The 20,481-nt window shown below is 57.7% G+C and carries 15 protein-coding genes; 9 read left to right on the forward strand and 6 right to left on the reverse strand.

Features of this window, described 5'->3' with window-relative positions; translation table 11 throughout:
* Window positions 1-215 precede the first annotated feature (215 nt).
* On the reverse strand, window positions 216-1,190 hold the full coding sequence (locus PHU01S_RS22265; RefSeq protein ID WP_127510026.1) for a glycoside hydrolase family 43 protein: 975 nt from the start codon (window positions 1,188-1,190) through the stop codon (window positions 216-218).
* Between the two features lie 199 nt (window positions 1,191-1,389).
* On the opposite strand from PHU01S_RS22265, the gene PHU01S_RS22270 reads away from it, so the two are divergent.
* From PHU01S_RS22270 to PHU01S_RS22295, 6 genes are all read left to right on the forward strand, one after another.
* Window positions 1,390-3,192: a cache domain-containing sensor histidine kinase gene (locus tag PHU01S_RS22270; protein ID WP_307721820.1), complete on the forward strand. Its 1,803-nt coding sequence runs from the start codon at window positions 1,390-1,392 to the stop codon at window positions 3,190-3,192.
* The gene (locus tag PHU01S_RS22275; protein ID WP_021878254.1) at window positions 3,189-3,977 is read left to right on the forward strand and encodes a response regulator transcription factor; all 789 of its coding nucleotides are present in this window, start codon (window positions 3,189-3,191) and stop codon (window positions 3,975-3,977) included. The genes PHU01S_RS22270 and PHU01S_RS22275 overlap by 4 nt, the downstream gene beginning before the upstream one ends.
* Before the next feature lie 108 nt (window positions 3,978-4,085).
* Window positions 4,086-5,483, forward strand: a complete 1,398-nt coding sequence (locus tag PHU01S_RS22280; RefSeq protein WP_049869119.1) for an ABC transporter substrate-binding protein — start codon at window positions 4,086-4,088, stop codon at window positions 5,481-5,483.
* Window positions 5,484-5,546: 63 nt separating this feature from the next.
* Window positions 5,547-6,515, forward strand: a complete 969-nt coding sequence (locus PHU01S_RS22285; RefSeq protein WP_127510028.1) for a carbohydrate ABC transporter permease — start codon at window positions 5,547-5,549, stop codon at window positions 6,513-6,515.
* Between the two features lie 3 nt (window positions 6,516-6,518).
* Window positions 6,519-7,373, forward strand: a complete 855-nt coding sequence (locus tag PHU01S_RS22290; RefSeq protein WP_048745141.1) for a carbohydrate ABC transporter permease — start codon at window positions 6,519-6,521, stop codon at window positions 7,371-7,373.
* Window positions 7,374-7,428: 55 nt separating this feature from the next.
* The gene (locus tag PHU01S_RS22295) at window positions 7,429-8,745 is read left to right on the forward strand and encodes an extracellular solute-binding protein (RefSeq protein ID WP_373864557.1); all 1,317 of its coding nucleotides are present in this window, start codon (window positions 7,429-7,431) and stop codon (window positions 8,743-8,745) included.
* Window positions 8,746-9,160: 415 nt separating this feature from the next.
* On the opposite strand, the gene PHU01S_RS22300 is transcribed toward PHU01S_RS22295, so the two are convergent.
* Window positions 9,161-9,718: a hypothetical protein gene (locus tag PHU01S_RS22300; protein WP_127510030.1), complete on the reverse strand. Its 558-nt coding sequence runs from the start codon at window positions 9,716-9,718 to the stop codon at window positions 9,161-9,163.
* Between the two features lie 811 nt (window positions 9,719-10,529).
* Entirely contained in the window at window positions 10,530-13,244 is a 2,715-nt protein-coding gene (gene acnA, locus PHU01S_RS22305) for an aconitate hydratase AcnA (RefSeq protein WP_021878248.1), read from the reverse strand.
* A gap of 339 nt (window positions 13,245-13,583) precedes the next feature.
* Here acnA and PHU01S_RS22310 point away from each other — a divergent pair, with 339 nt between their 5' ends.
* Entirely contained in the window at window positions 13,584-14,777 is a 1,194-nt protein-coding gene (locus PHU01S_RS22310) for an AI-2E family transporter (RefSeq protein WP_021878247.1), read from the forward strand.
* Window positions 14,778-14,850: 73 nt separating this feature from the next.
* Here the strand turns inward: PHU01S_RS22310 and PHU01S_RS22315 are convergent, their stop codons facing one another.
* Window positions 14,851-15,201 carry a hypothetical protein gene (locus PHU01S_RS22315; RefSeq protein ID WP_049869121.1) on the reverse strand — a complete coding sequence of 117 codons (351 nt, stop codon included), beginning with the start codon at window positions 15,199-15,201 and terminating at the stop codon, window positions 14,851-14,853.
* Between the two features lie 212 nt (window positions 15,202-15,413).
* Here PHU01S_RS22315 and PHU01S_RS22320 point away from each other — a divergent pair, with 212 nt between their 5' ends.
* The gene (locus PHU01S_RS22320) at window positions 15,414-17,078 is read left to right on the forward strand and encodes a hybrid sensor histidine kinase/response regulator (protein ID WP_127510033.1); all 1,665 of its coding nucleotides are present in this window, start codon (window positions 15,414-15,416) and stop codon (window positions 17,076-17,078) included.
* Between the two features lie 142 nt (window positions 17,079-17,220).
* Here the strand turns inward: PHU01S_RS22320 and PHU01S_RS22325 are convergent, their stop codons facing one another.
* Both PHU01S_RS22325 and PHU01S_RS22330 read right to left on the reverse strand, forming a co-directional pair.
* Window positions 17,221-18,078, reverse strand: a complete 858-nt coding sequence (locus tag PHU01S_RS22325; protein WP_127510035.1) for a sugar phosphate isomerase/epimerase family protein — start codon at window positions 18,076-18,078, stop codon at window positions 17,221-17,223.
* Complete coding sequence (locus PHU01S_RS22330) at window positions 18,075-19,133, reverse strand: Gfo/Idh/MocA family protein (RefSeq protein WP_049869124.1); 1,059 nt, start codon at window positions 19,131-19,133, stop codon at window positions 18,075-18,077. The genes PHU01S_RS22325 and PHU01S_RS22330 overlap by 4 nt, the downstream gene beginning before the upstream one ends.
* A gap of 161 nt (window positions 19,134-19,294) precedes the next feature.
* Between PHU01S_RS22330 and PHU01S_RS22335 the strand changes: the two genes are divergently transcribed.
* The gene (locus tag PHU01S_RS22335) at window positions 19,295-20,164 is read left to right on the forward strand and encodes an AraC family transcriptional regulator (protein ID WP_048745143.1); all 870 of its coding nucleotides are present in this window, start codon (window positions 19,295-19,297) and stop codon (window positions 20,162-20,164) included.
* Window positions 20,165-20,481 lie beyond the last annotated feature (317 nt).

The raw sequence follows: 20,481 nt of genomic DNA on the forward strand, positions 1-20,481 counted from the left end.
CGGGGGGCTCGCAAGAACGTTCGATAGCGGATTGTTGGACTGTCGATATGCAGCCCATGAACGGTATTCTCTCTATCGAGGAGAACGGGAATGAGCCCGCGGCTGCCGATCGACTAAAGGCATCCGAAAAAGCAGGAAAGGCACCCGGACCGGGTGCCTTTTGTCGGTTCATGCTCCTGTCCGAGGACGCTGCTGCTCCGACAGGCCCGCCGCCTTTACTCGTACGGATCGATCGTCTCGATCGTGCCGTCTTCCTTGTACTTGAGCTCGGCGAACTTCACGCAACGCTTGTTGTCGGCGCCGCCGGACAGGGAGCTGTCGTGATAGAACAGATACCATTTGCCCTGGAATTCCACGATAGAGTGGTGGGTCGTCCAGCCGATAACCGGGTTAAGGATCGTGCCCTGGAACGTGAACGGTCCGCAAGGATTGTCGCCTACGGCATAGACGAGCTTGTGCGTCGTGCCGGTCGAATAGGAGAGGTAATACTTTCCGTTGTATTTGTGCATCCATGGACCTTCAAAATACCGCCGGTCCTCGTCGCCCGCGAGGATCGGCCGGCCGTCGATGTCGACGATGGAAACCTCGCTCGGCGGCTCCTGGAACGACAGCATGTCGTCGCTGAGCCGGGCCACGCGCGGTCCTAGCGCCGGGGCGTCCGGCGCCGGACCTTCGGCATCGGCGAGGAATTCCCCGGTCTGCCATTTCTCGAGCTGGCCGCCCCACAAGCCCCCGAAGTACATGTAGGCTTCGTCGCCATCGACGAACACGGCCGGGTCGATGCTGAAGCTGCCGGGAATATAGCTCGGCTGCGGCTCGAACGGGCCGGCCGGCGAGGCGCCGGTCGCGACGCCGATGCGGAAGACATGATCATGATCCCGGGCCGGGAAGAACAGGTAGTAGCGGCCGTTCCTGCAGGCCGCGTCCGGAGCCCACAGCTGCTGCTTGGCCCAGGGAATGTCCCGCAGATGAAGAGCCTCGCCGTGGTCGATGCAGGGAGAGCTCTCATCCTCCATCGACAGGACGTGGTAGTCCTCCATGTCGTATTGGTCGCCGTTGTCGTTCGACACCTGCTCATGGTCCAGATCATGAGACGGATAGATGTACAGCTTGCCCTCGAATACATGCGCCGACGGGTCGGCGGTGAAGATGTGGGTTACGATAGGTTCCTTGTAGTTAACCGTTTTCATTTTCAGTCATCCCCGATGGTTGGAATCAAGTTCTCCCCTAATTTTAGCAGACTCTTCCCCGTCTCCGGCAGTCTCCGATGCTTGTGAAAAATACCGTTAAAATTGGTTTTCGGGGGAGCAACAACCATTTGACACGATTATCCGAATCCATTACGTTGATGCTAGCATTCTAGCATGACGGAAGCGAGGACTGTTGCCAGTGAGAGGGTGGGGCAATCGGCTGCTGGGCCACCTGCGGGAGACCAACACGCTGCGAAATCAGATCTTCATCAGCTTTACGCTGACGATGATTCTCGTGCTGACCTTTGCAGGAGCGTTTATTTACGGAGAGGTGTCCGTGCTTCTCAAGCAAAGTGCGGAAAAGCATATCCAGCAGACCGCCATTCAGGCCAACGGGCGGCTGGATGCGCTGCTGAAGGGGATCGACTCGCTCACGACCCAGGTCGCTGCGGATTCCTATGTGCAGAAGCTGCTCTCCCGGGAGGTGCAGGGGATCCGCTCCAATTTCAACGAGCGCCAGTCGCTGCTGCAGATCGCGAACAATTACATGGCCTATTCCTCCGGCATCAGCTCGCTGGAGCTCTACACCATCGGCAACAAGCGGCTGTTCCCGCTCGACGATACGAGCCTGAACCGCATTTCCGGAGATGCGCTAGCGGCAGCGGACGAAAAGAAGGGCCGCCTCGCCTGGATCGGAATCGATCCGCGATCGCCGGACACGGTGCTCGCCGTCCGCCGCATCAACCTGCTCGATCATGCCTATTCGCCCGGCGGCTACGTGGTCGTTCATGTCAACCGGGATTACTTCAAGATGGATCAATCGGAGAGCCGAGGAGATCCGTCCAAAGGAAGGGAGTCCATGCTGCTGAGCGACGCCGAGGGCAATCCGATCCTGTCGGATATGGATGACGAGACGGCGTCGGCGGTCATCGCCCAGAGCGGCAGCACCGTGACGGTCGGCCAGGAGCGGATGCTGGCCGTCCGCCAGCATTCCGGCGTCACGGGCTGGAAGCTCGTGCTGCTCCTGCCGGTCGAGGCGGCGACGGAGGGCATCTCGGTGCTGCGAATGGCCATCTATGTGTCGATCGGAATCGCCGCTTTCGCCTTCCTGCTGCTGACGCTGCTGCTGTCGACGATGATCACGCGGCCTATCCAGCAGCTCATGAGAACGATGCGCAGCGCCCGATTCGGGGGGCTCAAGCCGATTCCGGCCGGCGACAACCGCCTGCGGACGATGGAGATCAACGAGCTGAACCACACGTACAACCGGATGGTCGACCATATGAACGAGCTGATCCAGGTCGTTTATGAGAAGGAGCTCACCCAGAGCCGCACCGAGCTCAAGGCGCTGCAGGCGCAGATCAATCCGCATTTCCTGTTCAACACGCTGGAAGCGTTTTATTGGTCGCTGGAGGAAAAAGAGGAGAGCGAGCTGGCGCGGACAATTCTCGCCATGTCGGGATTGTTCCGCTATGTCATCGGCAGCGCGGCGGCCGACGATGAGTGGGTGACCGTCCGCGACGAGGTGGAGCACACGCAGCGCTATTTGCAGATCATGAAAATGCGCCTCATCGACCGGCTGAGCTGGGACATCGACGTCGAGGAGGAGCTGCTTCAGGTGCCGATTCCAAAGCTCATCCTGCAGCCGCTCGTGGAAAATGCGATTTTGCACGGCGTGGAGAGCCGCATCGTGCCAGGATCCGTCAAAGTCCGAATTCATTCCGCCGAGCCCGGCTTCGCGACCGTGGCCGTCATCGACGACGGAATCGGGATGGACGGCGAGACGGTGATCCGGCTCATGCAGAGCCTCGATGCCGTCGCTCCCCAGGATTCCAAGAAAGGGGCTGGAGTAGCCATGTCCAACGTCCAAAGGCGACTCAAGCTCCATTATCCCGGCTCCACGGATCGCGGAGGCGGGCTGCATATCGAGAGCAAGGCCGGCTCAGGCACGACAGTAAGCTTTGAGATCACGATTCCTTCGGGAGGAGACGAACGCGGATGAAAACGTTGTTGATTGTGGACGATGAGCCTCGCACGCGGCTGGGCATCCAGAAGACGCTCACCGCCTGGTCGGCGGGCCGGCACCGGATCGAGACGGCGGCGAGCGGAGTCGAGGCGCTGGAATGGCTGAAACTCAATACAGCCCATATCATCATCACGGATGTGCGGATGCCGGAGGTGGACGGGCTGCAGATGCTGGAGACGCTGGCGGGGCGCGGGCCTCTGCCCGTCATCATCGTCATTTCCGGTTATGCCGAATTCGACTATGCGCGGAAGGCGCTGCAGCTCGGGGCCTTCGACTACATTCTCAAGCCGCTGGACAAGGATATCCTGGCGGAAACCGTGCAGAGAGCGTTCGAGCTCGACGACGGCCGGGACCGCATCGATGCGATGGAGAAGCTCGTCGACGCCAAGCTGCTGGAGGTCGGCCGCGGCGAAGCGCGCTACGGCACGCCGATCAAGGACGCCATCAGCTATATCGACGCCCATCTGGAGGAGCCGATCAGCATGAAGCAGGTCGCGGAGCTGACGCATCTCAATGCGAGTTATTTCAGCGTGCTGTTCAAGGAGCAGACCGGCGTCACCTTCAGCGACTATCTCACGCGCCTAAGGCTGCAGCGGGCCAAGGAGCTGCTGGTCTCGACCCGGATGCCGATCTCCGAGATCGCCGAGAAGGTCGGCTACGGCACGGCCAAATATTTCATCAAGGTGTTCAAGGACAACGAGGGGACAAGCCCGAGGCAGTACCGGAGCCAGGTGCTGGACGCCGATTCATCGATCCGATAAAAGTGGAATTTCTCCCAATCGCTGTTACTGTTGCGCTTACATTGCAAATTTTATAATTATGTATGCGGTTACAAGAACAGTGCGTCACAAAAAGGGGAGGAAACACACATGAAGCGCGTTTTATCGACCACGACGGCTATCGTTCTGTTGTCATCTGTTCTCGCTGCATGCGGCGGCAACTCGAATTCGCCCGCCGACAATGCAGGGGCGAGCAACTCGGGTACCAGCTCCAATACGGGCTCCGCGACGGGCAAGCCTGCGGAGAAGGTCACGATCAATCTGTGGAGCTTCACGGATGAAATTCCGAACATGACGAAAAAATACCTCGAAACCCATCCCGATGCGAACGTCGACTTCAAAACGACGGTCATCGCGACGACGGACGGAGCTTACCAGCCGGCCCTCGACCAGGCGCTCGCCGGCGGCGGCAAGGACGCTCCGGACATCTATGCGGCCGAGTCCGCCTTCGTTCTCAAGTATACGCAGGGCGACGCTTCCGACTACGCGGCCAACTATGCCGATCTGGGCCTGGAGGACCAGCTGGTGAAGGATGCCGGCATCGCCCAATATTCCGTGGACATCGGCAGCAAGGACGGCCAGCTCAAGGCGCTCGCTTATCAAGCGACCGGCGGGGCGTTCATCTATCGCCGCTCGCTCGCCAAGGACGTATTCGGCACCGACGATCCCGCTGCGATCAAGACGGAGATCGGTCCCGGCTGGGATAAGTTCTTCGATGCGGCCGCGAAGCTGAAGGCCAAAGGCTACGGCATCGTCTCCGGCGACGGCGACATCTGGCATCCGATTGAAAACAGCTCCGACAAAGGCTGGCTCGTAGACGGCAAGCTGCATATCGATCCGAAGCGGGAGCAGTTCCTCGACTTCTCCAAGAAGCTGAAGGACAACGGCTATTCCAACGACACGAAGGACTGGACCGAGGGCTGGTATGCGGATATGTCCGGCACCGGCAAGCAGCCGATCTTCGGCTTCTTCGGCCCCGCCTGGCTCATCAACTACGTCATGAACGGCCAAGTGAAGGACACCAGCGGCGACTGGGCCGTAACGGAGCCGACGACAGGCTTCTTCTGGGGCGGCACCTGGCTGCTCGCGAACAAGGAAGCGGCCAAGGACGACGCCAAAAAAGCGGCCGTGGCGGATTTCGTCAAGTGGGTCACGCTTGATTCCTCCGAGACGGGCCTCCAGTACTACTGGGCGAACGGCACGATGAAGGAAGGCGAGCAGGGCACGAAGGACAGCGTAGCCTCCTCCGTCGTCATGTCCAAATCGGACGGCAAGGTCGACCTGCTGGGCGGACAGAACATGTTCGACGTCTTCGTTCCGGCCAACGCCAACGCGACAGGCAAAAACCTCACCCAATACGACGAATCGATCAACCTCATCTGGCGCGATCAGGTGCGCGAATATTCCGAAGGCAAGAAGAGCCGGGAGCAGACGATCAAGGACTTCAAGCAGAAGGTCCAGGATCAGCTCGGAATCGAAAGCGAGTAACAGCGCCAAAGGGGCGGGTCATCCCGCCCCTTATCTGAATTTGATCGATATGGGGTGAGAGCCATGCGCCGCAAGGGCGTCAGCTATTCAAAATTCGGCTATCTGTTCAGCCTGCCATTCCTGCTTGCGTTCCTGGTATTCTCGTTCTATCCCGTTCTGTATACCGCGGTCATCGGGTTTACGGATATGAAGGGAGTCATCCCGAAGCCGGTCCATTTCCTGGACCAGCCGTTCGAGAACTTCAGGTATCTTCTCTTCGACAACGTCTCCTTCCGCAAGTCGCTTTCCAACACAGCCCTCATCTGGATTCTCAACTTCATTCCCCAGATGCTGCTGGCGCTGCTGCTCACCGCCTGGTTCACGAGCCAGCGCACGAAGGTGCGGGGGCAGGGCATATTCAAAGTGCTGCTCTACATGCCGAACATCATTACGGCGAGCACGATCGCCGTCCTGTTCAACTCGCTGTTCTCGTATCCGATGGGACCGATCAACAGCCTGCTGGAGTCGCTCGGCTGGATCCACTCTCCCGTCAATTACCTCCAGGACAAGACGACGGCGCAGGGAATCGTCGCGTTCATCCAGTTCTGGATGTGGTACGGCAACACGATGATCATCCTCATCGCAGGCGTCATGGGCATCAACCCCGCGCTGTTCGAGGCCGCCTCCATCGACGGGGCGAACGGATGGCAGATCTTTTTCCGCGTGACGCTGCCGAGCCTGCGGACGATCATGCTCTATACGCTGATCACATCGATGATCGGCGGCCTGCAGCTGTTCGACATTCCGCAGCTGTTCCTGTACGGCGGGCCGGACGACGCGACGCTGACGACCTCCGTGTTCATCTACGGTCAGGCGTTCAAGGGCAGCTACATGTACAACCGCGCCGCTGCCGCCAGCATGATCATGTTCATCATTGCGGCCGTGCTGTCGGCCCTGCTGTTCTACCTCATGCGCGACCGCGATGCGGCTAAAGCCAAAAAAGCGGCTAAAAATCGGAATAAAGCTGCTGAAGCGGCGGCAAGGGGGATGTAAGGCGTGGCCAACCTTCAAAAAAGCGCGGGAGTCTCCCTTCGCATCAACAAAACAATCGTTTATGTCGTCTGCATCATCCTGTCGCTGCTGAGCATCCTGCCCTTCTGGATCATGTTCGTCAACGCCACCCGCTCCACGGCGGAAATCCAAAGCGGCCTCTCCCTGCTGCCTTCGGTCCACATGAAGACCAATCTGGACGTGCTGCTCAGCAAGAGCTTCGATCCGCTCAAGGGCTTTTTCAACTCGCTGATCATCTCGGGCTTCTCGACGATCTGCGCGGTCTACTTCTCGTCGCTGACCGCTTATGCCCTGGTCGCCTACAACTGGAGGATGCGCCAGGCGTTCTTCACCTTCATCATGCTCGTCATGATGATTCCGGCCCAGGCGAGCGCGATCGGCTTCTACAAGATGATGTACCAGCTGCACTGGACGAACAGCTTCCTGCCGCTCATCCTGCCGTCCATCGCAGCGCCGGCGATCGTATTCTTCATGCGGCAGTATCTGCTCGCGACGCTGTCCATCGAGATGGTGGAGGCATCGCGGATCGACGGCGCGGGCGAGTTCTACACCTTCAACCGCATCGTCCTGCCGATCATGGTTCCGGCGATCGCCACTCAGGCGATCTTCGCCTTCGTGGCGAGCTGGAACAACCTGTTCATGCCGCTCATCCTCCTCACGGACAAGAGCAAGTACACCTTGCCGATCATGGTCAGCCTGCTCAAGGGGGATATCTACAAGACGGAATTCGGCTCGATCTACATGGGGCTGTCTCTGACCGTGCTGCCGCTGTTTGTGATATACTTCCTGCTGTCGAGATATATTATCGCGGGCGTAGCGCTTGGCGGAGTGAAGGAGTAAGGCGCTCATTCCGTCCGGAGCTCATCCTGCGAGCGGGTTGGTGGAGGCTATGAACGTGGGCAAAAAAATCCGAGCGGTCGCGGCTCTTGCAGCCGCCCTGGCTCTCATGATGTCCGGATGCGTAAAAGGCTCGGGCGGCGATTCCGAAGGGACTGGCGGGGAAGCCGGCCAGACGGTGACGATCAATATGATGCATCTGTGGCCGGAGGGCGGCGCATCGGGCCAGCACCAGATCGTGAACAAGATCGTCGCCGAGTATGAGGCGGAGAATCCCGGCGTCACGATCAAGCAGGAAGTGCTGGACAATGAGCGGTACAAGGCCAAGATCAGGGTGCTCTCCGCCGTCAACGAGCTGCCGGATGTCGGCCTCACCTGGGCGGCCGGTTATTTGCAGGATTTCGTCCAAGGCGGGCTGTTCACGCCTCTTGACGATCTGCTGCACGGCGAGCTGCAGGACTCGTTCATTCCGGGCACGACGGAAGCCTATATGGCAGGCGGCAAAACGTACGCGCTGCCGCTGGAGTTCAATATCGCTCCCGTCTATTACAACAAGCGCATCTTCGAGAAATACGGCCTGCAGCCTCCCGCCACCTACGACGAGTTTCTGAAGATCGTGAAGACGCTCGCGGACCATGGCGTCGTGCCGATCGCGCTGGGCAACAAGGACCGCTGGACGGGCTCTCTCTGGTACATGTACCTGGCGGACCGCATCGCCGGAACGGAGAAGCTGGCGAGCGCCATCAAGGGCGCCTCCTCCTTCACCGAGCCCGGCCTGGTCGAGGCGGCCAGGCGCGTGCAGGATCTGGTCGCCATGAATGCCTTCAACAAAGGCTTCAACGGCCTGTCGAACGACGAAGTGAAAGCGGAATATATGAACAGCGAGGCGGCCATGTATCTGATGGGCACCTGGGAGCTCCCGAACTACACGACGAGCGCCAACATCCCGCAGGACTTCCGCGACAGCATGGGCTTTTTCAAATTTCCGACGATAGCCGGCGGCAAGGGCAATATCGACGGCTGGGTAGGCGGTCCGGGCGTCGGCCTGTTCGTCGCCGAGAACTCCCCGGTCCGGGAAGAAGCGAAGAAGTTCGTGAAGTACTTCGTGAAGCGATGGGGCGAGGAGTCGGTCAACGGCGCCGGCGTCATCCCGGCCACCAAGGTGGACACGTCCAAGATCGAGCTGCCGCAGCTGTACGTCGACCTGCTCAAGGAAGTGAACAAGGCGACGAGCATTACGCTGTTCGCCGACGTGCAGATGGCGGGCGCCGCCGCCGAGGTCCACCTGAACCAGATCCAGGCGCTGTTCGGGGGCGAGATCACTCCGGCCGACTTCGCCAAGGCTCATGATGCGGCCTTCAAAACGGGGAAATAAGAGGCTGCCCGAAGGGAAGGCCGCTGAAAAAGGTGTCGCTGCGCGTGCGGATCATTTTTCCGATCGCTGTTGTTCCCAAAATTCTCTGATTTACCGCCTTTAGCGGTTGAATTTCGGGGACAAAGGCGAGCACGTTCGTTTCTCCAGAATGATTCCGCATCCTTTGCTTCTTTTTCAGAGGCCTCCACGAAGGGAGGCCTCTTTGCTTTTCATAGAGGGAAAAGGGCTTGGAATGATGTTGGCTGGATGCCGGATGGCTCCGCACTGCCCATAATCTGCCTAGAAAAGCGGCCATAAAAAGGGACGAAACCGATAAAGCTCCAGTTTCGTCCCTTTTTGCTGTGTTGGCATGAATGCCAGCAGTTTTTGAATTTCAGAGGCTTCTAAGAACCGCCCTTTTCATGCTCATCTGCATTTAGTTCAGGCTGGAGACGTAAGAGCGCAAAGCGTCATTATAGGTTTTCATCTCGTCTGTGTTATGAAGGGTTAGTGAAATTCCAGTACCTTCATGGGAGTCTGGTTCATAATAAACCCGGCTTAAGGGATCATTCATCGCTTGTATGAAATCAAGAAGCTTTGTATAGGTTTGAGTGTGCTTTTCGGTCCAATTTAAAGGGTCGGCATTTCGTTGCCGTTCCAGGTAATCGACAATTTGCAGCATGCTTTCCGTTGCAGGAACCAACATAGGCAAGACAGGCCTTAGAGCAAAGTCCAGCGTTTCTGCATAGGCGTGACAGGCCAACAACCTGTCATGCGCTTGATTCAGATTCTGATCTGAAAGAGTTCTTTCATCCGCAATAGCATTCAAGTGAGATCGATAATTGAACATGGTATGGCCGATCGTTCCTTTTAAATGAGATTGTGCGGTGCTGCTACGATTCTGTCCAAGCTGTACAGAAGTAAATGCAATTAAAGAGACGATAAGGAGAAATACGAGGCCGATCCATAGAAAGTACGTTTTTTCCCCGACCATTGAACCCTCCTCATTTATTTAAGCGTATTTAGACAACGCCAGTGGAGATAGGATAGAAAGATATGAAGACTCATATTATATTCGCTCTAAATTATTTCTTAATCCAACCCAAATGATGAAAGTTTTCATTTTCGGCTAATCAGTAATGTGATTACAAACGAAATTTGAATGGAGATAGTAACCAGTAGAGAAAAAATTATGATATGGTCACCTTCAGCATTGCTATAACGAAATATAAGGGTAAAGATCAATGTCAATATGAAAGTGCATATTAAGGATAGGACAAAGCAGGATAGTTTCTTCATCTTGTTAAGATTAACTCCTTTTAAAAAATAAATGACTCACCAGCCCGCTGGAGTGGATTTGAAGAGATTGCTGAGACTAGTTGTTCGGTAGCTATGTCTCTTGCCTCGCCGGTATCATTTGTTGATTCTTTTGCAAGATTAATCTGTTTAAAAAATGTATATTTTTAGCCAATAAAAAGGAATAGTACTTCAGCACTACATTTACACTATTTTACAGATATTGAAGAAACGACGACCGAACCTAAATGAGTGATTGACAAAATAACTCAAGGAAAAGCAGTTCATTATCTGCCTATTCCTTTGTTGTAATTCTTTTTTAAACCAACGGTCATTTCCACTGTTCCTGCTTCTAGGCTTGAACATGTAAGCCTGGTGGTCGGGCAGTTTGTTTTGTCTGCAATTTGCTTGAGAAGGCTGTATGGGCAGGTAAAAAAAACAGGAGAAAACCGAGCAGGGCTCGGTTTCTCCTGTTTTGTTGCTTCAATCTTATTTAGTCATTCGAAAGCTTACTTCTGCTCGCTCAGCATCTGGCGCAGAACGGTCTGCAGGATGCCGCCGTTGCGGTAGTAGTCGACCTCGACCAGGGAGTCCAGACGGACAGTAACCTGGAATTGGAAGGTGCTGCCGTCTTCCCGCGTAGCGACGACGGTCACTTTGTCTCCAGGCTTCACGTCGTTGCTCAGGCCTTCAATGTCGAAGGTCTCGCGTCCCGTGATGCCGAGCGTTTTCCAGCCTTGGCCTTCCTGGAAGCAGAGCGGCAGAACGCCCATGCCGACCAGGTTCGCGCGGTGGATCCGCTCGAAGCTCTCGGTGATGACGGCTTTGACGCCGAGCAGGAACGTACCTTTGGCTGCCCAGTCGCGGGAGCTGCCGGTGCCGTACTCTTTGCCGCCGATGACGATGAGGTTCGTCTTGTCGGCTTGATATTTCATCGAACCTTCGTAGACGGACGTCACTTCATCCGTCGGCAGGTAAGTCGTGTAGCTGCCCTCGGTGCCCGGAGCGACCTGGTTGCGGATGCGGATGTTGGCGAACGTTCCGCGAACCATGACCTCGTGATGGCCGCGGCGGGAACCGTAGGAGTTGAAGTCCTTCTTCTCCACGCCGTGCTCGATGAGGTATTTGCCGCCCGGATAGTCGGCGCGGATGCTGCCTGCAGGGGAGATATGGTCCGTCGTGACGGAATCGCCCAGCAGCAGGAGCGTCTTGGCATGCTTGATGTCCTCGACGTCGCGGATGCCGTCCGCCAGGCTGTCGAAGAACGGCGGGTTGGCGATGTACGTGGAGTTCTCATCCCACTCGTACAGCTCGCCCTGCGGAACCGGAATCTGGTTCCAGCGCTCGTTGTGCGTGTAGACATTGTCGTACTTGTCGCGGAACATCTGAGGCGTAATCGCGGAGCTTGCCGCGTTCGCGATCTCCTCGGAGGAAGGCCAGATGTCGCGCAGGTATACAGGCTCGCCCTGCTGGTCGTGGCCGATCGGATCGTTCGCGAAGTCGATGTCGACCGTGCCGGCCAGTGCGTAAGCGACTACGAGCGGCGGAGACGCCAGGTAGTTGGCTTTGATCTGGGCATGGATGCGGCCCTCGAAGTTCCGGTTGCCGGACAGGACGGCAGCGACCGTCATGTCGTTGTCGGCGATCGCTTGGCTGATCTCGTCCGGCAGCGGGCCGGAGTTGCCGATGCAGGTCGCGCAGCCGTAGCCCGCCACGTAGAAGCCGAGCTTCTCGAGGTAAGGCAGCAGGCCGGACTTCGTGAGGTAGTCGGTTACGACAAGGGATCCCGGAGTCAGGGAGCTCTTCACGTATTCCGGCTTCACGAGGCCTTTTTCAACGGCTTTCTTGGCCACGAGGCCGGCGCCCAGCATAACGCTAGGGTTGGACGTGTTCGTGCAGCTCGTGATGGCTGCCAGCACGACGGCGCCGGTGCCCATTTGGCTCACTTTTCCGTTTTTGTGCTTCACTTCGACGACTTCTTCGATCTTGGCGTCGGACAGGCCGTAGCCGCCTTTGTCGACCGGCGTGCGGACCGTGTTGCTCCAAGCTTCCTTCATGGCGGTCAGTTCGATGCGGTCCTGAGGACGCTTCGGACCGGCCAGGGAAGGAACGATCGTGGACAGGTCGAGCTCGATGACGTCGGTGAACGTCGGATCCGGCGTGTCGTCCGTGCGGAACATGCCTTGAGCCTTGTAGTAAGCCTCGACCAGCTCGATCTGCTCTTCCGTGCGGCCCGTCTGGCGCAGGAAGTTCAGCGTGATGGCGTCGACCGGGAAGAAGCCGACCGTGGCGCCGTATTCCGGAGCCATGTTGGCGACCGTCGCGCGGTCAGGCAGGCTGATGTTGGAGAGGCCGTCGCCGAAGAATTCCACGAACTTGCCGACAACGCCGCGCTTGCGGAGAATCTCGGTAACCGTCAGGGCAAGGTCGGTCGCCGTAGCGCCTTCCGCCAGCATGCCGGTCAGCTTGAAGCCGATGACCTCGGGAGCGACGAAGTAGAGCGGCTGGCCGAGCATGCCGGCTTCGGCCTCGATGCCGCCGACGCCCCAGCCTACGATGCCGAGGCCGTTGATCATCGTCGTATGGGAGTCCGTGCCGACGAGGGAGTCCGGGAAGACGACCGTTTCGCCGTCAATCACCTTCGTCGTGGCTACGGAAGCGAGATATTCCAGGTTGACCTGGTGGACGATGCCCGTATCCGGCGGTACCGCGCGGAAGTTGTCGAACGCGGTTTGCGCCCAGCGGAAGAACTTGTAGCGCTCGGCGTTGCGCTCGAATTCGATTTTCTGGTTGATTTCCAGAGCGTCAGGCGAGCCGAAGGCGTCAACCATGACGGAGTGGTCGATGACGAGGTCGACCGGCACGAGCGGGTTGATCTTCTTCGGATCTCCGCCGGCTTTCTTGACCGTCTCGCGCATGGCCGCAAGATCGACGACAACCGGCACGCCGGTGAGATCCTGCAGGACGATACGGGACGGAATGAACGGGATTTCCTTGTCTTCGCGCTTCTCGGCCCAGCTCATGAGCTGTTTCACGTGATCGGCAGTGATGCCGCGTCCGTCGAACTGGCGCACGGCGCCTTCGAGCAGGACTTTGATGGAGACCGGAAGCTTGGAGATGGCTCCGTGTCCCTTCTCTTCCAGACCTTGAAGGCTGTAGTAAGTGTAGGACTTACCGCCGACTTCAAGCGTAGAACGGACCGAGTACTGATTTTGCAATGGCATCTAGCTTTGCTCCCCTCAGGCAATTTGCAATTAGGAAACGAAAAGGACGGCTGCGGGAAAGGTGTTGCCACAGCTGGGTTTCCGGAATGAAACGCGTCAAAAAAACGGCGCTTGGCAGCAACCGAGTCGAGGTTTCATTCCGTGAAACTTCATTTCAAAACCGCTATATTCCCATTATAGACGGAAAAGAAAAGAACGTAAAGGGAAGAAAGCGGAATCCAAAAGGCTTTTGCTGCGTATGAACCTTGGTGGGGCCGCCTTAGTATTTGCAGTCGGCGGCGGGGAAGATTATCATTTGGAGGAAGGCAATAATTGGCTGACTCTCGGGAGGGACTTTAAGTGGACCTGACGCAGGAAGACCGCCAGTCGGAAGCCAGACTGGACCGGTTCAAGAAGTTCTTCATCAACAACAAATTCGTGCTGTTCCTGCTGGTTCTGCTGCTTGTCGGGATCAACATCCTTGTATTCGCGCATATTACGTTCATCTTTGTTCCGCTGCTCGTGCTGGCGAAGACGGTGCTGCTGCCGATGCTTCTCGCTGGAGTCGCTTATTACCTCCTCAATCCGCTCGTCGATTGGATGGAGAAGCAGGGCATGAAGCGCGGATGGGTCATCGCGGCGCTGTACGTCATCATCATCGGCCTGCTGACGCTGCTCATTACGATCGTCGTTCCGATCATCCGGGAGCAATTGACGAGTCTCGTGGACAATATTCCCGTCTATACGAAGTATGTCCAAGACAAGACGACTTATTATCTCGGAAGCGATCTCGTGACCCAGCTTCAGACGAACCTCAATTACGATCCGCAAAAGATCGCGCAGGAGCTGTCGAGCAGAGCCGGCAAAATCCTCCAGAGCACGCTGGCCAACATCGGCGGCTTCCTCGGCACGGTGACGGAATTCGTCCTGGCGATCGTCACGCTGCCGTTCATCCTGTTCTACATGCTCAAGGACGGCAAGAAGCTGCCGATCTTCTTCACGGCCATGCTGCCTACGACGATGCGGGGAGAGACACGCCGCGTACTGACGGAGTCCAATCATCAGATCAGCTCCTATATCCGCGGCCAGATCATCGTGAGCCTATGCATCGGAGCGCTGCTGTTCATCGGATATTTGATCATCGGACTGGACTACGCGCTTGTGCTCGCCATCGTAGCTGCTTGCACGGCCGTCGTTCCCTATATCGGGCCTGCCATCGCCATCACGCCGGCGCTCGTCGTAGCCGCCTTCACCTCTCCGATCATGCTGCTGAAGATGGTCGTCGTATGGACTTGCGTGCAGCTGATCGAAGGCAAGTTCATCTCGCCGCAGGTCATGGGCAAGACGCTGAGCATCCACCCGATTACAATCATCTTCGTCATCCTTACCTCGGGCAAGCTGTTCGGTTTCCTCGGGATCATTCTCGCCGTGCCCGGCTATGCGGTGCTCAAGGTATTCGTCACTCATCTGTTCCAGTGGTTCATGGTCCGTTCCAAGCTGTACGGCCCCGAGCCGGAATACAAGATTCTCGGCGTGAAGCGCGACGAGGACTAGCTGGCGGTTCCATGAAAAAAAAGCCTCTGCGCAAGCAGAGGCTTTTTCATTGGCCTGCCATGGAATCGGCTGATTACTGGGCAGGGTTGCTGCGCGCCTGCGACAGATGGCTGCGCAGCTGATAGGCCTTCCAGCGGGAGAGGGACACGCGCTTCGCTTCGGGGCCGGTGCTGCCGAAGTAGACGGCTCCCTCTTCGATTCCGCTGATCTTGGCTGTATTCACGTAACATCCCGAAGCGACCGGATAGAACAGTCCGTTCCGGCACAACCGGTTGATCTGGTCGGCAGACATTTTCTTTTTAATATTGTAGTTGCTGCCGTGGAAGCTTACAAGTCCGAAGGAGCCGAGCCTGTAATACAGAATGTCCGTCTCTACATCAAAGTCCTCGTACACATTGCGGTCGTTTGATGGCACGTTAATCATTCCGTTATCCCCCTTGCTTGGTAAGAAAGTGGCGTTTGATAACGCTTTCATATCATAGCATAGGCCGAAGGTTTTGGGAAGGATAGGATTCGAAACGCAGTCGGGCAAGAAACGAGAAACTCTGTACCGGCTTCATTTAAAGGCGAACGCCTGTTCAGCGCATGAACCTTCCTGTAGAATAGAGAGGCAAGCTAAAAGAAATCGGGTGAACCATGACTATCCCCCAGAAATTCTTTGCCAATATAGAAGAAGCTTCGACTTATATCATTGATGTGCTCAGCAGGCTTCTCATGCTGGATTCCATTTTCATCGCCACCAACGACGGCAAGGTCAACGAGATCATCAAGGCGTTCAACCGCAGCGAAATCCTCGTCGGCGAAGGAACGAGGCTCCCGTTCGAGGAGAGCTACTGCAGCCTTGTCGTGAAGAACAGCACAGGACTTCTTTATATCCCTCATACGACGAACGATGGCCTCGCCAGACATATGGAGGTTACGGCCGTTATGGGCAACCGATCCTTCATCGGCGTCCCGATCGTGCTGGCGAGCGGCCGCTCCTACGGAACCGTCTGCGGCCTGCACAAGCCGGGGCATGTATTCAGCGAGGCGGATATCAAGGCGATCAGCGCCATGGCTGTATTTTTGTCCTACATCGTGGAAATGGAGAACAAAGTCCGGGATCAGAGCAAGCTCCAGAAGTCGCTGCTGCGCGAGAAGCAATACGCCGAATCGTTGTCCAGATGGCTGAAGCAGGAGAACGATCTTACGCGAGGCAAGCTGAACTGGAGCTCGGACCTGCTGGCCATGCTGAGCCATGAAATCCGCAACTCCGTGAGCGGGATCGCCGGCATGACGGAGCTGATTCAGAACACGGCCTTGTCGGAGGAGCAGGTCGGCTATCTCAAGCTGATCGAAGCCGGCAACCGCACGCTGACGACGCTGCTGGACAACATTCTGGATTACAGCAAGCTGGAGGCCGGCAAGATGAGCCTGGAGGAGCAGCCGTTCGATCTGGTCTCGCTCATCGAGGAAACCGTGTATTTGTACGCATCCAAAGCCTCCTCCAGAGGGCTTGAGCTGATCATCGACCTGCCTCCGGATTTGCCTATATTTTACGGCGATTCAGGCAAGATCAAGCAGATGCTGGCCAATCTGCTCAGCAACGCGATCAAGTTCACGGACAGGGGCGAGATTGCCGTGTCGGTGCAGACGGCTCCGGGAACAACCGGGGACAGCCTGTTCGTGGCCATCTCCGTCAAGGACAGCGGCATCGGCATCGAAGAGTCCAGAATCAAGGAGATGTTCGGCAAATATGCCCAGGTCCATGAATCCCGCCCGGATCGGGATTACAAGGGCACGGGGCTCGGGCTGGCCATCAGCAAGAATCTGGCCGAGCTGCTCGGAGGCAGCATTGAGGCGCGCAGCGTGCTGGGGCAAGGCACCGAGGTCGGATTCACGATTGACCTGACCAAGCAGTCCATGCCTTCGAGCTCTTACGGCAGCGCCATGCTGCGGGGCAAGTCCTTGCTCATAGTCGACGATCATGCAGGAACGCTGGAGTCGCTGTCGAGATTGGCCGAGCGCTGGGACATGTCGGTCAAGGCCGTCCGGACGGCCGAAGAAGCGCTGGCCTGTTTTGAAATTGGGCAGAAGTTCGATCTGGCTCTGATCGACGACATGCCGGGATCGATGGCGGCAGCGGAGCTGGCGGAAAGGCTGCGCGGCCAGCAGCCCGAGCTGCCTCTCGTGCTGCTGGCGCCGCTCGGCAAGCCGTTGCCCGATGAGGTGCGGCAGCTGTTCAGCTCGGCCGTCGCCAAGCCGGTGCGGCAGCTTCATCTGCTCAATGCGATTGCCTCGCTCCAAGCGGCGCGTTCATGAGACGAGAAGAGCGTGGCTGGATTGCTTCGCGGCGGCAGCCCCGTTTTGAACCAAGACGAAAAAGCGCCCGTTTTCCGGGCGCTTTTTTTCGTCTTATCGGCGGACCAGAGATCGGGTCCGCCTTCTTTGGTTGTTTTTCAGCTCAGGCTTCTTCCCACAGGCGGCGCAGGTTGGCCAGCCCGGCTCTGGCGCCGAGGCGGCAATCCTCGAGGCCCTCGAACTCGACGGATACGTATCCGTCGTAGCCGGAAGACTTGACGATGCGGACGACCTCCGGCATGTCGATGTCCCCATTGCCGATTACCGCGCCGCGCAGGTAGCTGCCGCCGGCCGTGCGGAACCAGCCCTCGCCCGGATTGCGGTAGGAAGGACGCAGGTAGAAGTCCTTGAAGTGGACGACGGAAGCGATAGGAAGATTGGCCTTCACGGCCGCGACCGAGTTCTCGTCGGCGCACATGAAGTTGCCCACATCGAGCGTCGTCCGGAAGTTGGGACGGTCAACCGCTTCGACGAGAGCCTGGACGCGGTCGCTGTGCTGGATGAAGTAGCCGTGGTTCTCGACGCTCGTCGTAATGCCGAAGCCTGCGGCATAATCGGCGATTTCGCGGCAGGCCGCAGCAAGCTTATCCAGGGAACGGTTGAAGTTGCCGATCGACAGATCGGTGTCGCTGGCCACGTCATGCCGCATGAAGCGGGCGCCGAGCGCTGCGGCGATGTCGACCTGCTCCTTGATCCGCTGGATCTCGGCACGATAGTTCTCCTCCGACAGGCCCTGGAAATTAGCCCCGACGGCATAGTTGGAAACAGCGATTCCGCGCTGCGCCGCCCGCTCCACGATCTGGCCGACAAGCTCGGGGTTGCCGGTAAGCTCATAGCCGAGAGGAACGATCTCCACATGCTCGCCGCCATGCTCCGCGGTGAAGTCGATGACGTCGAGAACGGTCATCTCACCCGCTCTGAGCGCCTGGTAAAGGCTGTAGGTGCTGAGTCCGAGCTTCATGGGAACGTCACCTCGCGTCCTTGGGCAGCCGATTCATAGATCGCGCCCAGTATTTTCATGATCTCGACGCCGTCCTCGACCGGACTGATCGGCTGCTTGCCGTTCGCCGCGCAATCGACGAAATGGTCGATCTCGCTCTGGAAGGCGCGGTTCATCTGCATGCCCTTGCTGTCCGTCTGCGGATAGGTATTGAGGATGATGTCGTTTTTCTCGGTGACCATGACGACCTCGGGATCGATCTCGAAGCCGCCCTTCGTGCCGAACAGCTTGACGATGCCTTCATCCTTGACCGTATGCAAGGAGAAGCTGACGTCGACGAGCAGGGAGGCTCCGTTCTCGAATCGAATCAGCGCGTTGGCCATATCCTCGACATCGTTGAGCTCGGCGTTGTAGTCCGCGGCCTGATAACGGGACAGATGCTTGATGTTGGCGCGGTTGCCCAGATGCTTGTATTCGTTGGCGCTGACCGACTTCACCTTGGGACGGCCCATCAGATACCAGCACAGGTCGATGACATGCACGCCGATATCGATGACAGGTCCGCCGCCGGAGCGGGACTTGTCGGAGAACCAGCCGCCGGGATTGCCCATGCGGCGGATGTACGAAGCTTTGGCGAAGTACAGGTCGCCGAACTCGCCGTTCTCCACGAACGAATGGAGCATCAGGGCGTTGGGATCGTAGCGGCGGACGAAGCCGACCATCAGCTGCTTGCCGGAGCGCTTCACCGCATCCTGAATCCGATAAGCCTCTTCGACGGTACGGCAGAGCGGCTTCTCCACGAGGACATGCTTGCCGGCGTCCAGCGCGGCGACGCTGATCTCCGCATGGGTGTTGTTCCACGTGCAGATGCTGACCGCCTCCACGTCCGGATCCGCGAGCAGCTCGCGGTAATCGGCGTATACTTTGGTGGCGCCGTATTTGTCCGCGACGGTCTGGGCTCTCTCCCGATTCATGTCGCAGATGGCGTAGATTTCGCTGTTTTTGTTGGCCGCATAAGACTGCAGGTGGAACTCGGAGATGGATCCCGTTCCGATGACGCCGATTCGGATACTCATGCTTGCTTCACTCCCCATTGGCTTGGTAACCTTATATAGTGAAAGTATAGCGGCGCCATCTTCATTCGGCATGGGTGATCATGCGCTCTATTAGTACAATTGTGCGGTTCGCGGCTGCCCCGGCAGCCGGCGGAAACCAGCCCTAGAAGGAGGACCGGCCGATGGAACGCCCCCTTTCGCTACTGGAGGAAATGAGCATGCCCGACCCGAACTTCCCGGTCAAGCTGTGCACCTCGCGCTTTGCGGGACGCGGCCGGATTCTGTTCGAGGCTCATTGGCACAATCATATGGAGCTTCTCTACATCCGTTCGGGGCATGCAATCGTGGAATGCAACTACACTTCCTACGAAGCCGGACCCGGCGATCTGATCGCGGTGAACAGCAACGATATCCATATGGGCATCCTGCTGTCGGACGAGATCGAATACGACTGCCTTATCGCCGATCTGGGCTTGCTGCAAAGCCTGTCTCCAGACGCGGCCGAAACCAAATACATCACGCCGATCGTTCAGAACCGCATCCTGTTCCGCAACGTCATTCGCGGAGACGGGCAGCTGAACGCCTGCATGGAGCAGCTGGAGGGCGAGTTCGCCTGGCGCCAGCCCGGCTTCGAGCTGTCGGTGAAATCGCTGCTGTACCGGCTGCTGACGCTGCTGCTGCGGGGCTATGTCGAGGTCAGGCTGACCGAGCCGGAGTCGCGCGCGCGGCTGCGCAACCTGGAGCGGTTCCGGCCGATCTTCCATCATATCGAGACGCATTACACGGAGGAGCTGACGGTGGATTCGCTGGCGGGGCTCGCTTCGCTCAGCCGGTTCCACTTCAGCCGGCTGTTCCGCCAGCTGACGGGGCGCACCGTCACCGACTACGTCAATCGGATCCGCATCAACAAATCCGAGGATCTGCTCCGCAATACGGAGAAGACGATCGCCGAGATCGCGATGGCTGCGGGCTACAACGACCTGAGTTATTTCAGCCGCACGTTCCGCCGCTACCGGGGGCTGGCGCCGTCTGAGGTCCGGGTGCAGCGGTAGCGGCGCGTCCGGACGGAACGGACAAAGAACATCTTGCCCAGCTGCAAAAATGAGACAGGGGAAACAAGGGTCGATTTCTCCCAAGAAACTGGACGGATGCTGCGGCAGGAACCGTCTTCCGCGGATGGGGCTGGGGAAATTTGTTGGATGGAGCAGCAACATTGTTATTGCCAGCGGAACCAGCCCTGACAAATCCCCATGCAAGCGCTGGAATTGTCTTGCTGCTTATAAAGCTTTCATGACGGCCCCTGCTTTAGTGGGTGGATCGCAGAGGCAAGAGGAATAAGACGAGAAAACCGTCTAACTCGCCGCTGGAG

This window comes from Paenibacillus humicus NBRC 102415, from assembly GCF_004000905.1.
GTDB lineage: Bacteria > Bacillota > Bacilli > Paenibacillales > Paenibacillaceae > Paenibacillus_O > Paenibacillus_O humicus.